The 15,488-nt window shown below is 65.5% G+C and carries 16 protein-coding genes; 15 read left to right on the plus strand and 1 reads right to left on the minus strand.

The window, feature by feature from the left end:
* Positions 1–45: 45 nt before the first annotated feature.
* The 13 genes from BRSPCE3_RS12295 (at position 46) to phoB (ending at position 12,007) form a co-directional block, all read left to right on the plus strand.
* Positions 46–1,440 carry an OmpA family protein gene (locus BRSPCE3_RS12295; protein WP_244066073.1) on the plus strand — a complete coding sequence of 465 codons (1,395 nt, stop codon included), beginning with the start codon at positions 46–48 and terminating at the stop codon, positions 1,438–1,440.
* 2 nt (positions 1,441–1,442) lie between these two features.
* Positions 1,443–1,739 (plus strand): hypothetical protein, encoded by a 297-nt coding sequence (locus BRSPCE3_RS12300; RefSeq protein ID WP_244066074.1) that lies wholly within the window; start codon positions 1,443–1,445, stop codon positions 1,737–1,739.
* A gap of 109 nt (positions 1,740–1,848) precedes the next feature.
* On the plus strand, positions 1,849–2,439 hold the full coding sequence (locus tag BRSPCE3_RS12305) for a TetR/AcrR family transcriptional regulator (protein WP_244066075.1): 591 nt from the start codon (positions 1,849–1,851) through the stop codon (positions 2,437–2,439).
* Positions 2,436–3,344 carry a haloalkane dehalogenase gene (locus tag BRSPCE3_RS12310; protein ID WP_244066076.1) on the plus strand — a complete coding sequence of 303 codons (909 nt, stop codon included), beginning with the start codon at positions 2,436–2,438 and terminating at the stop codon, positions 3,342–3,344. The genes BRSPCE3_RS12305 and BRSPCE3_RS12310 overlap by 4 nt, the downstream gene beginning before the upstream one ends.
* 18 nt (positions 3,345–3,362) lie before the next feature.
* A complete protein-coding gene (locus tag BRSPCE3_RS12315; RefSeq protein WP_244066077.1) occupies positions 3,363–3,590 on the plus strand; it encodes a SelT/SelW/SelH family protein in 228 nt (75 codons plus the stop codon).
* Between the two features lie 354 nt (positions 3,591–3,944).
* Positions 3,945–5,000: a lysylphosphatidylglycerol synthase domain-containing protein gene (locus BRSPCE3_RS12320; protein ID WP_244066078.1), complete on the plus strand. Its 1,056-nt coding sequence runs from the start codon at positions 3,945–3,947 to the stop codon at positions 4,998–5,000.
* A gap of 84 nt (positions 5,001–5,084) precedes the next feature.
* Positions 5,085–6,398 carry a cell wall metabolism sensor histidine kinase WalK gene (locus BRSPCE3_RS12325; protein ID WP_244066079.1) on the plus strand — a complete coding sequence of 438 codons (1,314 nt, stop codon included), beginning with the start codon at positions 5,085–5,087 and terminating at the stop codon, positions 6,396–6,398.
* Between the two features lie 136 nt (positions 6,399–6,534).
* Complete coding sequence (gene pstS, locus BRSPCE3_RS12330; protein ID WP_244066080.1) at positions 6,535–7,545, plus strand: phosphate ABC transporter substrate-binding protein PstS; 1,011 nt, start codon at positions 6,535–6,537, stop codon at positions 7,543–7,545.
* A 229-nt stretch (positions 7,546–7,774) separates the two neighbouring features.
* A complete protein-coding gene (gene pstC, locus BRSPCE3_RS12335; protein WP_244066081.1) occupies positions 7,775–8,764 on the plus strand; it encodes a phosphate ABC transporter permease subunit PstC in 990 nt (329 codons plus the stop codon).
* A 4-nt stretch (positions 8,765–8,768) separates the two neighbouring features.
* Entirely contained in the window at positions 8,769–9,614 is an 846-nt protein-coding gene (gene pstA / locus BRSPCE3_RS12340) for a phosphate ABC transporter permease PstA (protein ID WP_244066082.1), read from the plus strand.
* Positions 9,611–10,429 (plus strand): phosphate ABC transporter ATP-binding protein PstB, encoded by an 819-nt coding sequence (pstB, locus tag BRSPCE3_RS12345; protein WP_244066083.1) that lies wholly within the window; start codon positions 9,611–9,613, stop codon positions 10,427–10,429. The genes pstA and pstB overlap by 4 nt, the downstream gene beginning before the upstream one ends.
* Positions 10,430–10,449: 20 nt before the next feature.
* Entirely contained in the window at positions 10,450–11,166 is a 717-nt protein-coding gene (gene phoU / locus BRSPCE3_RS12350) for a phosphate signaling complex protein PhoU (protein ID WP_024578984.1), read from the plus strand.
* 130 nt (positions 11,167–11,296) lie between these two features.
* A complete protein-coding gene (gene phoB / locus BRSPCE3_RS12355) occupies positions 11,297–12,007 on the plus strand; it encodes a phosphate regulon transcriptional regulator PhoB (protein ID WP_016844067.1) in 711 nt (236 codons plus the stop codon).
* Between the two features lie 324 nt (positions 12,008–12,331).
* Here phoB and BRSPCE3_RS12360 read toward each other — a convergent pair whose 3' ends face one another.
* Positions 12,332–12,844 (minus strand): GcrA family cell cycle regulator, encoded by a 513-nt coding sequence (locus BRSPCE3_RS12360; RefSeq protein WP_244066085.1) that lies wholly within the window; start codon positions 12,842–12,844, stop codon positions 12,332–12,334.
* A 486-nt stretch (positions 12,845–13,330) separates the two neighbouring features.
* Between BRSPCE3_RS12360 and BRSPCE3_RS12365 the strand changes: the two genes are divergently transcribed.
* Positions 13,331–14,536 carry an aspartate aminotransferase family protein gene (locus tag BRSPCE3_RS12365; RefSeq protein ID WP_244066086.1) on the plus strand — a complete coding sequence of 402 codons (1,206 nt, stop codon included), beginning with the start codon at positions 13,331–13,333 and terminating at the stop codon, positions 14,534–14,536.
* Positions 14,536–15,462: an ornithine carbamoyltransferase gene (argF, locus tag BRSPCE3_RS12370; RefSeq protein ID WP_244066088.1), complete on the plus strand. Its 927-nt coding sequence runs from the start codon at positions 14,536–14,538 to the stop codon at positions 15,460–15,462. The genes BRSPCE3_RS12365 and argF overlap by 1 nt, the downstream gene beginning before the upstream one ends.
* Positions 15,463–15,488 lie beyond the last annotated feature (26 nt).

Here is a 15,488-nt window from a genome sequence, read left to right on the forward strand (position 1 = left end):
CCAAGGGTTTGTTTTCTCTCTGGTTCCCGACCCGCAGGACGCTGAATGCACGGACTTTTCAAGTGGAGTAGCAAGTGGTGGCCGGGGGTGATTCCACTGGTCGTCCTGTGGGGTATCGCGGCCTGGACCTCGACGGCAACGGTCGAAGCGGATCTGGCCGCGCGTTCTAATGCCGCACTGAAGGATACCGTGCTCGACAAGCGCCGCATCAGCGTCGACGGCCGCGACGTGACGTTTGCGGCCAACGCCTTCTCCGAAGACGGCCGTCTCAGCGCGGTGGCGTCGGTCGAGGCCGTGCCGGGCGTGCGGCTGGTCAACGACGAGACCCGCCTTGTTCCGGAAGCCAAGCCGTTCGTCTGGTCCGCCGAACGCGACGTGGTGCGCGTCACGCTTGGCGGCAACGCGCCGCTGCCGTCGAGCAAGAGCAAGCTGACCGAGGCCGCCAAGGCCAGTCTCGGTGGTGTCGAGGTGGTGGACCAGATGGCGCTCGCCCGCGGTGCGCCGTCGCGGTTCGACGCGGCGGCGCTGCTGCTGCTCGACCAGATCGGCAAGCTGAAGGAAGGCAAGATCACGCTGACCGACAACAAGGTCAATCTCGCCGGCATGGCGCGCGAGCTCGGTGGACGCGAAGCGGTCGCGGCGGCGCTGAAGAACCTGCCGGACGGCTATGCGATCGCCGCCAACGACATCAAGGCGCCGCCTTACGTGTTCCAGGCTTACAAGGATCCGGTCGCGGTGACACTGACGCTGACCGGCTACGTGCCCGACAACAACGTGCATGCCGCGCTGGTCGCCGCCGCCGGCCGCAAGTTCTTCAGCGAGAAGGTGGTCGACAATCTCAAGGCCAGCATCGGCGCGCCGTCGGGGTTCGCGGCGGCGGTGGTGCCGGCGCTCGGCGCGCTGTCGCGGTTGTCGACCGGAACGCTCGTGGTGTCGGACCGCGAGGTGAAGCTGTCGGGCGATGCGCTCTATGATGCCGCCGCCGGCCAGATCCGCGACGGGCTCGGCAAGGACTTTCCGCAGGGCTGGCAGTACAAGGCCGAGGTCACGGTGAAGCCCGCCGCCGCGCCGGTCGATCCCACCGTGTGCCAGCAGCTGTTTTCCGAGATCCTCTCCAAGGGCAAGATCCGCTTCGAGTCAGGGAAGGCCGACATCGTGCCGGATTCCGCCGGCCTGCTCGACCGCCTGATCGAGACCGCGATGCGCTGCCCCAATGCCACGATCGAGGTCGTCGGCCATACCGACAGTGACGGCGAGGAGGCCGCCAACCAGGTGCTGTCGGAGCGGCGCGCGCAGGCCGTGGTGGATTACCTCGTGCGTGCCGGTCTGCCCGCGAGCCGCTTCACGCCGATCGGCTATGGCAGCACCCAGCCGCTCGCCGGCAATGAGAGTGAAGACGGCAAGGCGCAGAACCGCCGCATCGAATTCGTGGTGAAGTAGCGATGATCGTGCTCGCGACATTCTTCTGGGGTTGGCTGCTCGGCGCCGCGCTGCTCGGCTTCGGCATGGGCTGGATCGCGGTGGTGCACCGGGCGCAGGCCGTCTCACGGGTCTGGATGATCTGGCTGGGGGTGCTTGCCGCCGCGCTGGTGGCGGCGTCGTGCGCGCGGATCGTGCCCGGCCGTTTCGGCTACTGGCTCGATCTCTTCCTGATCATGTTCGCGCTCTACCTCGTCGGCTGCGCGATCGGCTCCTGGCTGCGCGACTGGGTGGTTTCGCGCAGCAAGCCCGCGAGCTGACCTCCAAACCCTTGATCCAGCAGGTCTGAGCGGCGCCGCCACGCGCGGCGCGGACCGCGGTCAATTTATCGCTTGACACTAATACGTACGTACGTATTAGATGGCGCCCATGCCGAAACCCTCTCTCCGCGATGCCATCCTCGACGCCGGCCTGAAGGAAATGTTCCGGACCGGCTATCACGGCACCAGCGTGCGCGACGTCACCGCCGCCGCCGGCGCGCCGCAGGGCTCGTTCACCAACCATTTCCGCTCCAAGGAGCTGTTCGCCTCCGAAGTGCTCGACCGCTACTTCCTCTATGTCCGCGGCCTGGTCGCGGAAGCGCTCGGCGACACGACGCTGGCGCCGCGCGAGCGGCTCCGGCGCTATCTCGATCTGATCACCGGCAAGCTCGCGCATGACGGCTTCACCCGCGGCTGCCTGATCGGCGATTTCAGCCTCGAGGCATCGGGCTCCAGCGAGATGCTGCGCGCGCAACTCGACGACATCTTCCGGGAATGGCGCGCGCCGTTCGCGGCCTGCATCACCGAGGCCCAGGCCAAGCGCGAGATCGCGTCCGACTTCGATGCCGATGCGCTTGCCGACTTCCTGCTCGCATCCTGGCAGGGCGCGATGCTGCGCATGAAGGTCGAGCGCAGCGCCGCCGCGCTCGAGCGTTTCAAGACGATCGCCTTCCAAACCGTGTTCAAGGAGTTGCCATGACCACTTCTGCGGATATCAGCCTGCATCATCGCGCCGTGCTCGGCTCCACGATGGCCTACCGCGAAACCGGGCGCAGCGACGCGCCGCACGTGCTGTTCCTGCACGGCAATCCGACCTCGTCCCATATCTGGCGCAACATCATGCCGCTGGTCGCGCCGGTCGGGCACTGCATCGCGCCCGACCTGATCGGCTACGGCCAGTCCGGCAAGCCCGACATCGCCTACCGCTTCTTCGATCATGCCGACTATCTCGACGCGTTGATCGACGAGCTCGGCATCAGCTCGGCGTATCTCGTCGCGCAGGATTGGGGCACCGCGCTGGCGTTCCATCTCGCCGCGCGCCGTCCGCAACTGGTGCGCGGGCTCGCCTTCATGGAGTTCATTCGCCCGATGCGGGACTGGTCCGACTTCCACCAGCACGACGCCGCACGGGAGACGTTCCAAAAATTCCGTACCCCGGGCGTGGGCGAGGCGATGATCCTCGACAACAACGCGTTCGTTGAACGCGTGCTGCCGGGCTCGATCCTGCGCACGCTCAGCGAGGAGGAGATGGCAGCCTACCGCGCGCCATTTACGACGCGCGAAAGCCGCAAGCCGACCCTGATGCTGCCGCGCGAGCTGCCGATCGCGGGCGAGCCCGCCGATGTCGATCGGGCGCTCACCACGGCGCACGCGGCGCTCGCGGCATCGACCTATCCGAAGCTGCTGTTCGCGGGCTCGCCCGGGGCATTGGTGTCACCGGGCTTCGCCGCCGATTTCGCAGCGAAGTTGCAGCACTGCACGGTCATTCAGCTCGGCGCCGGCGCGCATTATCTGCAAGAGGACCATCCGGAGGCGATTGGCCGTTCGGTGGCTGGCTGGATCGCCGGCATCGAGGCCGCGAACGCGCAACATCTTGCCGCATGAGCGATGGGAGCGCACGCCATGACCGACCTCTCGATTACCTATTGCCGTCCCTGCGGCTACGAGACGCGCGCCAGGGAAGCCGCCGCGCTGCTGCGCGAACGCCTTGGCCTCGATGCAGAGCTGGTGCCCGGCAAGGGCGGCATCTTCGAGGTCAGGCTTGACGGCAAAGTGATCGCCAAGCGCGTGAAGGGGCATTTCCCCGCAGCCGCCGAAATCGTCACCGCGGTGACTGCGGCGCGGGCATAAAAATCCGCACAGGCTTGCCTCGTCGCCGCCGCATGACCCATTGCGGCGGCGCTTTTCGTTGCGCGGGCGCCGCGGCGCCGCTCCCGCTCCCGTAGTTTTCCGGATGGCCTTATGTGCCGTTCGGCGGGCTAACTGCCGCACGTCGATGTCAAGCCTTGTCGAAGATGGCGAGAAACGCGCATATTTGTGCACCCGCTGTCATGAATCATTCCTAATATCTTGAAGATGCGCGTTTTATTGTCCTTTGACGAATTCCACTCCGGCTTAAAACGCGCTACACGGGGCAGGGAACAGCGAAGCGCCGGCGGAGATCGCCCGGGAGCCGTCGTCGCGGGATCGCAATTCGAGGTCTAGATGCTGGAAGCAATAGGCAGGGCGATGGCGTTTCTGCGCCAGAAGCAAATCCTGCATCGGCTGGGTGTTGTCATCAGCATCGCCGTTATCGGCATCGCCTGCTACGTCCTCTATCATATGCTGCGCGGCATCGACACCAACGAGGTGTTCGAGGCCATCAAGAGCACCGAGCCGCGACAGATCGCGCTGGCGGGGCTGTTCGTCGCAGCCGGCTACTTCACGCTGACCTTCTACGACCTGTTCGCGGTGCGCGCGATCGGCCACGCCCACGTGCCCTATCGCATCAATGCGCTCGCGGCGTTCACCTCCTATTCGATCGGCCACAATGTCGGCGCCAGCGTCTTCACCGGCGGCGCGGTGCGCTACCGGATCTATTCGGCCTGGGGATTGAACGCGATCGACGTCGCCAAGATCTGCTTCCTCGCCGGCCTCACCTTCTGGCTCGGCAACGCCGCGGTGCTCGGGCTCGGCATCGCCTATCACCCGGAGGCCGCCGCCAACATCGACCAGCTGCCGCCATGGCTCAACCGCACCCTGGCGTTCGGCATCATCATCGCGCTGGTCGCCTACGTGGTCTGGGTCTGGACCCAGCCGCGGGTGGTCGGCCGCGGCCCCTGGACCGTGACCCTGCCGGGCGGCCCGCTGACGCTGCTGCAGATCGCGATCGGCATCGTCGACCTCGGCTTCTGCGCGCTGGCGATGTACGTGCTGGTGCCGGACGAGCCCAATCTCGGTTTCGTCGTGGTCGCGGTCATCTTCGTGTCGGCGACCCTGCTGGGCTTTGCCAGCCACTCCCCCGGCGGGCTCGGGGTGTTCGACGCCGCCATGCTTGTCGGCCTCTGGCAGATGGACCGCGAGGACCTGCTCGGCGGTATGCTGCTGTTCCGGCTGCTCTACTATATTGCGCCGTTCGTCATATCTGTAATCTTGCTGACGTTTCGGGAGGTTATCGTCGGCGCCCGACTCAAACGGCTGCCGCAGGCTGATTCGGGTCCCCGCGCCGAACCGCATCATGAGGCGGTTCTGGTCCGCAAGCGCGGTGACTCCGGGGTCTGATGACGCGGCCCGATGCCTCCCGCAGGAAGGTCGTTGTGACCGCGCCTGGGCGAGACATGAACCGACGGGAAGAAAGCCGCCGCGATGGCAATTGACGATTCTCCGCCTTCCATATTCTCGCCCTGGCCCGACCGGCTGCGCCATTCCGCGCTGATCCTGCTTGCCGCAGCGCTGGCCCTGAGCGTGGTGGTCGCGCTCGGCGAATTGTCGCTGGTGCGCGCCTGCGCGGTGTTCGTCTGCATCGCGGCCGCGGCGCTGGTGCCGTGGCGGCTGCATGATGCGGGCACCTCGCGCGAGGACGTCCGCAGCGGCAATCCGGTCGAGGCCGCCTCGGTCAGCGCGGTCGTCGCCGGCATGCCGGACCCGGCCGTGCTGCTCGATCGCGCCGGCCGCGTCATCCATCTCAACGCCGCCGCGGCCGAGCTCGCGCCGGCGCTGCGCCGCAACGAATTGGCGCAATTTGCCCTGCGTTCACCGGAGATCATCACCGCGCTGCGCGAGGCGATCGCGACCACCGAGCCGCGCCGCGCCACCTACACCGACCACGTTCCGGTCGATCGCTGGATGGAGCTGGTGATCACGCCGGTGCCGGTGCCGACCCAGTTCGGCGGCACCGAGAAGTGCATGCTGATGACGTTCCACGATTTGACCCCGCTGCGCCGGGTCGAGGAGATGCGCGCCGACTTCGTCGCCAATGCCAGCCATGAGCTGCGCACGCCGCTCGCCGCCTTGTCCGGCTTCATCGATACGCTGCAGGGGCCGGCGCGCGACGACGCGCGGGCGCGCGAGCGCTTCCTCGGCATCATGCACACCCAGGCGACCCGCATGGCGCGGCTGATCGACGATCTGTTGTCGCTGTCGCGGGTCGAGCTGTCGGCCCATGTGCGGCCCGAGGCCTCGATCGACATCGTGCCGATCATCCGCCAGGTGGCCGACGGGCTCGAGGCACTGGCCAGCGAGCGCCAGGTCGAGATCGACGTCGACCTGCCGCAGGCCCCGGTCATGATCGCCGGCGACCGCGAGGAACTGCTGCGGCTGTTCGAGAACCTGATCGAGAACGCCCTCAAATACGGCGCCTCGGGAGGCCGCGTCATAGTGTCGCTCAACCAGAGCGCACCGGCCGCCTCGGGCGAGGGAACCCCCGAAATCCGTGTCCTGGTACGGGATTTCGGCCCCGGCATCGCCCCGGAGCACCTGCCACGGCTGACCGAGCGCTTCTACCGGGTGGACGTCGGCGACAGCCGTAACCAGGGCGGAACCGGCCTCGGATTATCGCTGGTGAAACATATTCTTAACCGTCATCGCGGGCGTCTTTTGATCGAGAGCGTGCCGAGAAATGGCGCGACTTTTACCGCGTGTTTTCCCCGCCCGAAGACCCCCTTACCAACCCAAAGCTAAGCATTTTCAGCTGCTTAGGGCTGTCATCCAACTGTCATCCAACCTTCGTAAAAGCGGCACCGACCGCTCCTAGATGGACCGGTGTGAGCGCGATCGGGCGCATTCGGCGCTTCGCTCACGAGATGGAGACCACCCCATGAATTTCATCAAAGCAATCGTCGCTGCCGGCATGGTCGCCGCTTCGACGTCGGCCTTCGCTGCCGATATTACCGGCGCGGGCGCGACGTTTCCGTTCCCGATCTATTCCAAGTGGGCTGACGCCTACAAGAAGGAGACCGGCAACGGTCTGAACTACCAGTCGATCGGCTCCGGCGCCGGCATCAAGCAGATCCAGGCCAAGACCGTGACCTTCGGCGCCACCGACGCGCCGCTCAAGGCCGAGCAGCTCGAGAAGGACGGCCTTGTCCAGTGGCCGATGGTGATGGGCGCGATCGTTCCGGTCGTGAACGTCGAAGGCGTCAAGTCGGGCGACCTCGTGCTGTCCGGCGAAGTGCTCGGCGACATCTATCTCGGCAAGATCACCAAGTGGAATGACGCGGCGATCGCCAAGCTCAATCCGAAGCTGACCCTGCCGGCCGACGCGATCACCGTCGTGCGCCGTTCGGACGGTTCGGGCACCACCTTCAACTTCACCGACTATCTGGCCAAGTCGAACGCCGACTGGAAGTCCAAGGTCGGTTCCGGCACCGCGGTCGAATGGCCGGTCGGCGTCGGCGCCAAGGGCAACGAAGGCGTTGCCGGCAACATCAGCCAGACCAAGAACGCGATCGGGTATGTCGAATACGCCTATGCCAAGCAGAACAAGCTGACCTACACCGCGCTGGTCAACAAGGCCGGCAAGACCGTGCAGCCGACCATCGGCGCGTTCCAGGCGGCCGCGTCGAATGCCGACTGGGCCAAGGCCCCCGGTTACTACGTGATCCTGACCGACCAGCCGGGCGATGCCTCCTGGCCGATCACCGCGGCGACCTTCATCCTGATGCACAAGGACTCGACCGACAAGGCGGCCTCGCAGGAAGCGCTCAAGTTCTTCAAGTACGCCTTCGAGAAGGGTGACAAGGCGGCCGAAGAGCTCGACTACATCCCGATGCCGGACTCGGTCGTCAAGCTGATCGAGAAGACCTGGTCCTCGGACATCAAGAGCTAAGTCCGACGCTTCGAACAAGGCCTGTGCCGCGTGAGCGCGGCGCAGGTCGAGCGATCAAGACCCGGGCCCCGTCAACCGCGGCAAGAAACGTGGATTGGGCCCGGGGTTCGCGTCCCGAGCGGCGCAAGCCGGACATGACGCCGGCCAAATGCGTCAATGAGAAGATCGCTTCGGGGCGTAGCGGTTTGCGTGGCTTTCACATAGTAATGAGGGGATTGGCGTGGCAGACATGGCTGTTCAGGGCGATGTAATGGAAGCCGCGGGACCTTACGATCGCGCCAAGGCCCTCAGCGCCTTCAAGCTCGGTGATCTCACCTTCTACTGGATCACCCGCATCTCGGCGATCTCGGTTCTGCTGATCCTCGGCGGCATCATCCTGTCGCTGATCGTCGGCGCCTGGCCGGCGATGAAGGAATACGGCTTCGCCTTCCTCTGGACGCAGCGCTGGGCGCCCTCGGCCGATCCGCCGGTGCTCGGCGCACTCGGCCCGATCTACGGCACGCTGATCACCTCGATTATCGCGATGCTGATCGCGATTCCGGTCGGCATCGGCATCGCGGTGTTCCTCACCGAGCTCTGCCCGCAAATGCTGCGCCGCCCGATCGGCATCGCCATCGAGCTGCTCGCCGGCATCCCATCGATCATCTACGGCATGTGGGGCTTCTTCGTGCTGGGCCCGTTCCTGGCCAACACGTTCCAGCCCTTCATGATCCGGATATTCGAAGGCGTTCCGGTGCTCGGCGCCGTATTCGCGGGCCCGCCGTCCTATCTCAGCCTGTTCAACGCCGCGCTGATCCTTGCGATCATGGTGCTGCCCTTCATCACCGCGATCTCGGTCGACGTGTTCAAGACCGTGCCGCCGGTGCTGAAGGAAGCCGCCTACGGCATGGGCTGCACCACCTGGGAAGTCGTCCGCAGCGTCGTGATCCCCTACACCCGCGTCGGCGTGATCGGCGGCGTCATGTTGGCGCTCGGCCGCGCCCTTGGCGAGACGATGGCGGTAACCTTCATCATCGGCAACTCGTTCCGCATCTCGTCGTCGATCTTCGCGCCGGGCACCACGATCTCGGCTGCGATCGCCTCCGAATTCGCCGAGAGCGACGGCCTGCACCAATCCGGCCTGATCCTGCTCGGCCTGCTGCTGTTCGTGCTGACCTTCTTCGTGCTCGCCGGCGCACGGCTGATGCTGATGCGGCTTGAAAAGAAGGCGGGGAAGTAACGCCATGAACCCGATCTACAAATCCCGCCGCCGCAGCGACATCGTCATCCGCGCACTTTGCGTCGGCGCGGCGCTGTTCGGCGTCACCTGGCTGGCGTTGATCCTGTTCACGCTGCTCTATAACGGCCTCGCCGGCCTCAGCGTGCAGCTGTTCACCCAGAACACGCCGCCGCCGGGCTCGACCGAAGGCGGTCTGCTCAACGCCATCGTCGGCTCGATCATCATGACCGTGATCGGCGTCGGCATCGGCGCGCCGCTCGGCCTGTTCGCCGGCACCTATCTCGCCGAGTACGGCAAGCACGACAAGCTCACCTCGGTGATCCGCTTCATCAACGACATCCTGCTCAGCGCGCCGTCGATCATCATCGGCCTGTTCATCTATGGCGCGGTCGTGGTGCCGATGCGCGGCTTCTCGGCGATCGCCGGCGCGCTCGCGCTCGCGGTGATCGTGATCCCGGTGGTGCTGCGCACCACCGAGGACATGCTGCTGCTGGTGCCCAATCCGCTGCGCGAGGCGGCCTCGGCGCTCGGCCTGCCGCGTTCGCTGGTGATCAAGCGCATCGCCTATCGTGCCGCGCGTAGCGGCCTGATCACCGGCGTGCTGCTGGCGACCGCCCGCGTCGCCGGTGAAACCGCGCCGCTGCTGTTCACCGCGCTGTCGAACCAGTTCTTCAGCTGGGATTTGACCAAGACGATGGCCAACCTGCCGGTGACCATCAACAACTTCGTGCAGAGCCCCTACGCCTACTGGAAAGAGCTGGCGTGGAGCGGTGCACTGCTCATCACATTCACCGTGCTCGCGTTGAACATCGGCGCGCGTATCCTTGGTGCCGAAAGGGCCGCAAAATGACCGAGCTTTCCGTCTCCACGACTGTCGCGGGCCACGCTCCCCAGGTTCCGCTGCCGGAAGCGCCGCCGAAAGTCACGGTGCGCAACCTCAACTTCTATTATGGCGAGCACCACGCGCTGAAGAACATCAACCTGACGCTCGGCACCAACCGCGTCACGGCGTTCATCGGCCCGTCCGGCTGCGGCAAGTCGACCCTGCTGCGTATCTTCAACCGGATGTACGACCTCTATCCGGGACAGCGCGCGGTCGGCCAGCTGATGCTGGACCAGACCAACATCCTCGACCCCAAGCTCGACCTCAATCTGCTGCGCGCGCGGGTCGGCATGGTGTTCCAGAAGCCGACGCCGTTCCCGATGACGATCTACGAGAACATCGCTTTCGGCATCCGCCTCTATGAGAAGATCTCGAAGTCCGAGATGGACGACCGGGTCGAGAAGGCGCTGCGCGGCGGCGCGCTGTGGAACGAGGTCAAGGACAAGCTCAACGCCTCCGGCCTGTCGCTCTCCGGCGGCCAGCAGCAGCGCCTGTGCATCGCGCGCACCGTCGCGGTGCGTCCCGAGGTGATCCTGTTCGACGAGCCGTGCTCGGCGCTCGATCCGATCTCGACCGCCAAGGTCGAAGAGCTGATCCAGGAGCTCTCCGAGGACTACACGATCGCGATCGTCACCCACAACATGCAGCAGGCGGCCCGCGTCTCCGACAAGACCGCCTTCATGTATCTCGGCGAACTGATCGAGTTCGACGACACCAACAAGATCTTCACCTCACCGAGCGATCGACGCACCCAGGATTACATCACCGGCCGGTTCGGTTGACCGGGCTGAGGAGATAAGCAATGGCTTCTGAACATACCGCCAAGGCATTCGACAGCGACCTGCAGGAGTTGACCCGCCTGGTCGCCGAGATGGGCGGCCTCGTCGAACGGATGATCACCGAGTCGGTCGATGCGCTGATCCGGCGCGACGTCGCGCTCGGCAAGCGCGTGGTCGCCGCCGACATCGAGATCGACAATCTGCAGCGCGTCATCGAAGAACGCGCGGTGCTGACGATCGCCCGCCGCCAGCCGATGGCGATCGACCTGCGCGAGATCGTCAGCGCGATGCGCGTGGCAACCGATCTGGAGCGGATCGGCGACCTCGCCAAGAACATGGGCAAGCGCGTCGCAGCCCTTGAGAGCGATTTCCAGCCGCTGAAGCTGATCCGCGGCCTGGAGCACATGACCGACCTCGTGCTGTCGCAGGTCAAGTCGGTGCTCGACGCCTATGCCGCGCACGATCTGCCGGCGGCGATGAACGTCTGGAAGGGCGACGAGGAGGTCGATGCGATCTGCACCTCGCTGTTCCGCGAGCTGCTCACCTACATGATGGAAGACCCGCGCAACATCTCGTTCTGTATCCATCTGATGTTCTGCGCCAAGAACATCGAGCGGATCGGCGATCACGCCACCAATATCGCCGAGACCGTGTTCTACATGATCGAGGGCCAGCAGATCACCGACAAGCGTCCGAAGGGTGACATGACCAATTTTGCCACCACGGTGCCGGGCAATTAGGACATGATCCGCAAGCGCGGGACCGGACTGTCTTCGCGACAAGCCGTTTCCGCAGGGATTATGCTCAAGAAGGTAAGCGTTTCGGTTTGCGTCTGGGCAACGGATCACCACAGAGAAAGAACTTAAACCGATGAGCGCACGCATTCTGGTAGTCGAAGACGAGGAAGCGCTGACGACGCTGTTGCGCTACAACCTCGATGCGGAAGGCTACGATGTCGAGACGGTGGGGCGCGGCGACGACGCCGATACCCGCCTGAAGGAGCGCGTTCCCGACCTCGTGGTGCTCGACTGGATGTTGCCGGGCCTGTCCGGCATCGAGCTATGCCGCCGCCTGCGGGCGCGGCCCGAGACCAAGCAGCTTCCGATCATCATGCTGACCGCGCGCGGCGAGGAGAGCGAGCGGGTGCGCGGCCTTGCCACCGGCGCCGACGACTACATCGTCAAGCCGTTCTCGGTGCCGGAATTGCTGGCGCGGGTGAAGGGCTTGCTGCGCCGCGCCAGCCCGGAGCGGCTGGCAACCGTACTGACCTATGGCGATATCGAGCTCGATCGCGAGAAGCGCCGCGTGGCGCGCTCGGGCCGTCCGATCGATCTCGGTCCAACCGAATATCGTTTGCTTGAATTTTTCCTCGAGCATCCCGGCCGCGTGTTCAGCCGCGAGCAGCTGCTCGACAGCGTTTGGGGCCGCGACATCTACATCGACGAGCGCACCGTGGACGTGCATATCGGCCGCCTGCGCAAGCTGCTCAATCCGGGCCGCGAGCAGGATCCGATCCGCACCGTGCGCGGCGCCGGCTACGCGCTCGACGACCGGTTCGCGAAGGCCGAGCCGCAGCCGTAGCTGTCGTGAGGTAATCTCAAGTCACAACGTCACGTCGTCCCGGCGAAAGCCGGGACCCATAACCACCGTTCTTTTTTTGCTTGAATGCGCTGTTGCCGCAGCCCGCCTTAACCACTCGCGTCGATGGTTATAGGTCCCGGCCTGCGCCGGGACGACGCCGGTGATGTAGCCGTAGCCCGGATGGAGCGAAGCGTAATCCGGGGCAGCTCTCCCCGTTGCGCGAGGGGTCCCGGATTGCGCTTCGCTTCATCCGGGCTACGCGTCACAAAAAAATCCCCGCTTGCGCGGGGATTTGTTTTGCAGTCCAGGCTAGTTTCCCGAGTGCTACTTGATCTGCGGCTTGTTCGACGGCCGGCGGCGATCGGCGGCGGGCTGGTAGGCGACGCGCGAGTGATGCGCGCAATAGGGCAGGCCGGCGAGCGCCTTGCCGCCGCAGAAGAAGAATTCCGGGCTCGAGGGGTCGCCGACCGGCCAGTGGCAGGTGGCCTCGTTGAGCTCGAGCAGCGACAGCCGCTGGCTCATCGGCACCACATTGTCGAAGGAGATCGGATCGGGCTCCATCTCGACCTCGAAGGCGTGCGCGAGCGCGGTGTTGCCGCGTGAGACCGGGCGCGCCACCCGCATCATGTGCTGGGCCGGGCGCGCCTTGCGCTGCCGCGGCGCCGCCGTGGAGGGTGCCTTGGCGCGACCGGACAGGCCGAGCCGGTGCACTTTGCCGATCACGGCGTTTCGCGTCACATTGCCAAGTTCCGCTGCGATCTGGCTGGCCGAAAGGCCAGACTCCCAGAGCTTCTTCAGCTGCTCGACGCGATCGTCGGACCAGGTCAATACCGTCATCGCATTCTTCCTTTCGCATGGCGCCGGCCAGTCATCGGAGCGGCGCTGCGAGCCAATCTGGACAAATATCCCTGCGGCCAGAATCCCTTAGCCCTCGCCGGGCACGGTGTTGCGCCCGAACGTTTACGCGAGACACAAAGGCTACTTAAGGGGTCCAGTACTGCCGCACGAGATGTCGTACCCGACAGGCCAAACGCTACAATATGGCGTGACTCAGGCGCAAGAGTCCGCGGCCGTGCGTCCACATGTTCCCACAAAGTTAAGCATTGCTATGAGGCTTTTCCACCGCACCGGAATGCTCCGGATTGCGCTTGCTTCGCATCGCAGGAAGGCCGGCTCCCGGCGATTGACACTGCCTGACCGCAGCATAGAATGCCCGCCACGTGCCGCCCGCAAAGGCGGCCGTTTTGTTTTCCGAAGCTGGCCGTTGCTGCGCTGGCGTCAAGCCGCGCGGCAATTGTCGGTCTCAAACCGGCAGTGAACGCCATGACCAACGCCTCGTCGCATCTGCTTCCCGTCTTCGCCAGGGTCGATCTCGGCTTCGAGCGCGGTGAGGGCGCCTGGCTGATCGCAACCAACGGCGACCGCTATCTCGATTTCACCTCGGGCGTCGCGGTGAACGCGCTCGGGCATGCGCATCCGCATCTGGTCAAGGCGCTGCAGGAGCAGGCGACCAAGCTCTGGCACATGTCGAACCTGTTCAAGAGCCCGGACGGCGAGGTGCTGGCAGCGCGGCTCTGCGAGCAGAGCTTTGCCGACTTCGTGTTCTTCTGCAATTCCGGCGCGGAAGCGATGGAGGGCGTGATCAAGCTGGTCCGCCACCATCACTTCTCCAAGGGGCATGGCGAGCGCTACCGCATCATCACCTTCGAAGGCGCCTTCCATGGCCGCACGCTGGGCACGCTGGCTGCGACCGGCTCGGCGAAATATCTCGAAGGCTTCGGTCCGCCGATGGACGGCTTCGACCAGGTGCCGCATGGCGACATCGAGGCGGTGAAGAAGGCGATCGGCCCGCACACCGCCGGCATCCTGATCGAGCCGGTGCAGGGCGAGGGCGGCGTGCGCTCGGCGCCGCAGGCGTTCTTCAAGGCCCTGCGCGCGCTGTGTGACGAACATGGCCTGTTGCTCGCCTTCGACGAGGTGCAGACCGGCATGGGCCGCACCGGCGAGCTGTTCGCCTACAAGCGCACCGGCGTCACGCCGGACGTGATGTCGCTGGCCAAGGCGCTCGGCGGCGGTTTCCCGATCGGTGCGGTGCTGGCGACCGCGCAGGCTGCGGCCGGCATGGCGCCGGGCTCGCATGGCTCGACCTTCGGCGGCAATCCGCTCGCGGTCGCCGCCGCCAATGCCGTGCTCGACGTCATGCTGAAGCCCGGCTTCTTCGATCACGTGCAGAAGATGTCGCTGCTGCTCAAGCAGAAGCTCGCGTCCGTCGTCGACCGCTATCCCGGCGTGCTGTCGGAGGTGCGCGGCGAGGGCCTGTTGATCGGCGTCAAGGCCGTGGTGCCGTCGGGCGATCTGATCGTCGCGCTGCGCAACGAGAAGCTGCTCACCGTCGGCGCCGGCGACAATGTGGTCCGGTTCCTGGCGCCCCTGATCGTGACCGAAGCCGAGATCGATCAGTCGATCGGCTCGCTCGAGCGCGCCTGCTCCGTGCTATCGGCGGCGCAGCCGAAGAAGGCGGCTGGATAATGAGCAAGCCGGTCCGCCACTTCCTCGATATCAACGAGCTGCCGCTCGGCGAGCTGCGCAACATGCTCTCGGCCGGAGCCGCCATGAAGGCGAAGCTGAAGGCGCATGAAAAGGGCCGGAAGCCGCTCGAAGGCAAGACGCTGGCGATGATCTTCGAGCGCCCGTCGACCCGCACCAGGGTGTCGTTCGACGTCGGCATGCGTCAGCTCGGCGGTGAATCGATCATGCTGACCGGCGCCGAGATGCAGCTCGGCCGCGGCGAGACCATCGCCGACACCGCGCGGGTGCTGTCGCGCTATGTCGATGCGATCATGATCCGCATCCTCAACCATGACGCGCTGCTCGAGCTCGCCGCGCATGCCACCGTGCCCGTGATCAATGGCCTCACCCGGCGTTCGCATCCCTGCCAGGTGATGGCCGACCTCATGACCTACGAGGAAAATCGCGGCTCGATCGAGGGCAAGACGGTGGCCTGGACCGGCGACGACAACAACGTGTTGGCCTCCTGGGCGCATGCCGCCGAGCGGTTCAAGTTCCAGCTCAACATCGCGACGCCGCCGGAGCTCTCGCCGAAGAAGCCGATGCGCGACTGGATCAAGGCGACCAGCGCGCCGATCATGCTCGGCACCGATCCGGAAGCCGCCGTGCGCGGCGCCGACTGCGTCGTCACCGACACCTGGGTGTCGATGGGCGACAAGGAGGGCGAGCACCGCCACAACGTGCTGCGGCCCTATCAGGTCAATGCCAAGCTGATGTCGCTCGCCAAGCCGGACGCGCTGTTCATGCACTGCCTGCCCGCGCATCGCGGCGAGGAGGTCACCGACGAGGTGATCGACGGCCCGCAATCCGTGGTGTTCGACGAGGCGGAAAACCGCCTGCATGCGCAGAAGGGCATTCTGGCCTGGTGTTTCGACGCGGTCGCGTAGTCGACGACATCAATGCCGTCGTCCCT

The sequence above is a fragment of the Bradyrhizobium sp. Ce-3 genome (assembly GCF_022835695.1).
Lineage (GTDB): Bacteria > Pseudomonadota > Alphaproteobacteria > Rhizobiales > Xanthobacteraceae > Bradyrhizobium.

Excerpts from the sequence above, each read along its gene's own strand:
- BRSPCE3_RS12295 (WP_244066073.1), top strand. The coding sequence starts at position 46 with ATGCACGGACTTTTCAAGTGGAGTAGCAAGTGGTGGCCGGGGGTGATT.
- BRSPCE3_RS12300 (WP_244066074.1), top strand. The coding sequence starts at position 1,443 with ATGATCGTGCTCGCGACATTCTTCTGGGGTTGGCTGCTCGGCGCCGCG.
- BRSPCE3_RS12305 (WP_244066075.1), top strand. The coding sequence starts at position 1,849 with ATGCCGAAACCCTCTCTCCGCGATGCCATCCTCGACGCCGGCCTGAAG.
- BRSPCE3_RS12310 (WP_244066076.1), top strand. The coding sequence starts at position 2,436 with ATGACCACTTCTGCGGATATCAGCCTGCATCATCGCGCCGTGCTCGGC.
- BRSPCE3_RS12315 (WP_244066077.1), top strand. The coding sequence starts at position 3,363 with ATGACCGACCTCTCGATTACCTATTGCCGTCCCTGCGGCTACGAGACG.
- BRSPCE3_RS12320 (WP_244066078.1), top strand. The coding sequence starts at position 3,945 with ATGCTGGAAGCAATAGGCAGGGCGATGGCGTTTCTGCGCCAGAAGCAA.
- BRSPCE3_RS12325 (WP_244066079.1), top strand. The coding sequence starts at position 5,085 with ATGGCAATTGACGATTCTCCGCCTTCCATATTCTCGCCCTGGCCCGAC.
- pstS (WP_244066080.1), top strand. The coding sequence starts at position 6,535 with ATGAATTTCATCAAAGCAATCGTCGCTGCCGGCATGGTCGCCGCTTCG.
- pstC (WP_244066081.1), top strand. The coding sequence starts at position 7,775 with ATGGCTGTTCAGGGCGATGTAATGGAAGCCGCGGGACCTTACGATCGC.
- pstA (WP_244066082.1), top strand. The coding sequence starts at position 8,769 with ATGAACCCGATCTACAAATCCCGCCGCCGCAGCGACATCGTCATCCGC.
- pstB (WP_244066083.1), top strand. The coding sequence starts at position 9,611 with ATGACCGAGCTTTCCGTCTCCACGACTGTCGCGGGCCACGCTCCCCAG.
- phoU (WP_024578984.1), top strand. The coding sequence starts at position 10,450 with ATGGCTTCTGAACATACCGCCAAGGCATTCGACAGCGACCTGCAGGAG.
- phoB (WP_016844067.1), top strand. The coding sequence starts at position 11,297 with ATGAGCGCACGCATTCTGGTAGTCGAAGACGAGGAAGCGCTGACGACG.
- BRSPCE3_RS12360 (WP_244066085.1), bottom strand. The coding sequence starts at position 12,844 with ATGACGGTATTGACCTGGTCCGACGATCGCGTCGAGCAGCTGAAGAAG.
- BRSPCE3_RS12365 (WP_244066086.1), top strand. The coding sequence starts at position 13,331 with ATGACCAACGCCTCGTCGCATCTGCTTCCCGTCTTCGCCAGGGTCGAT.
- argF (WP_244066088.1), top strand. The coding sequence starts at position 14,536 with ATGAGCAAGCCGGTCCGCCACTTCCTCGATATCAACGAGCTGCCGCTC.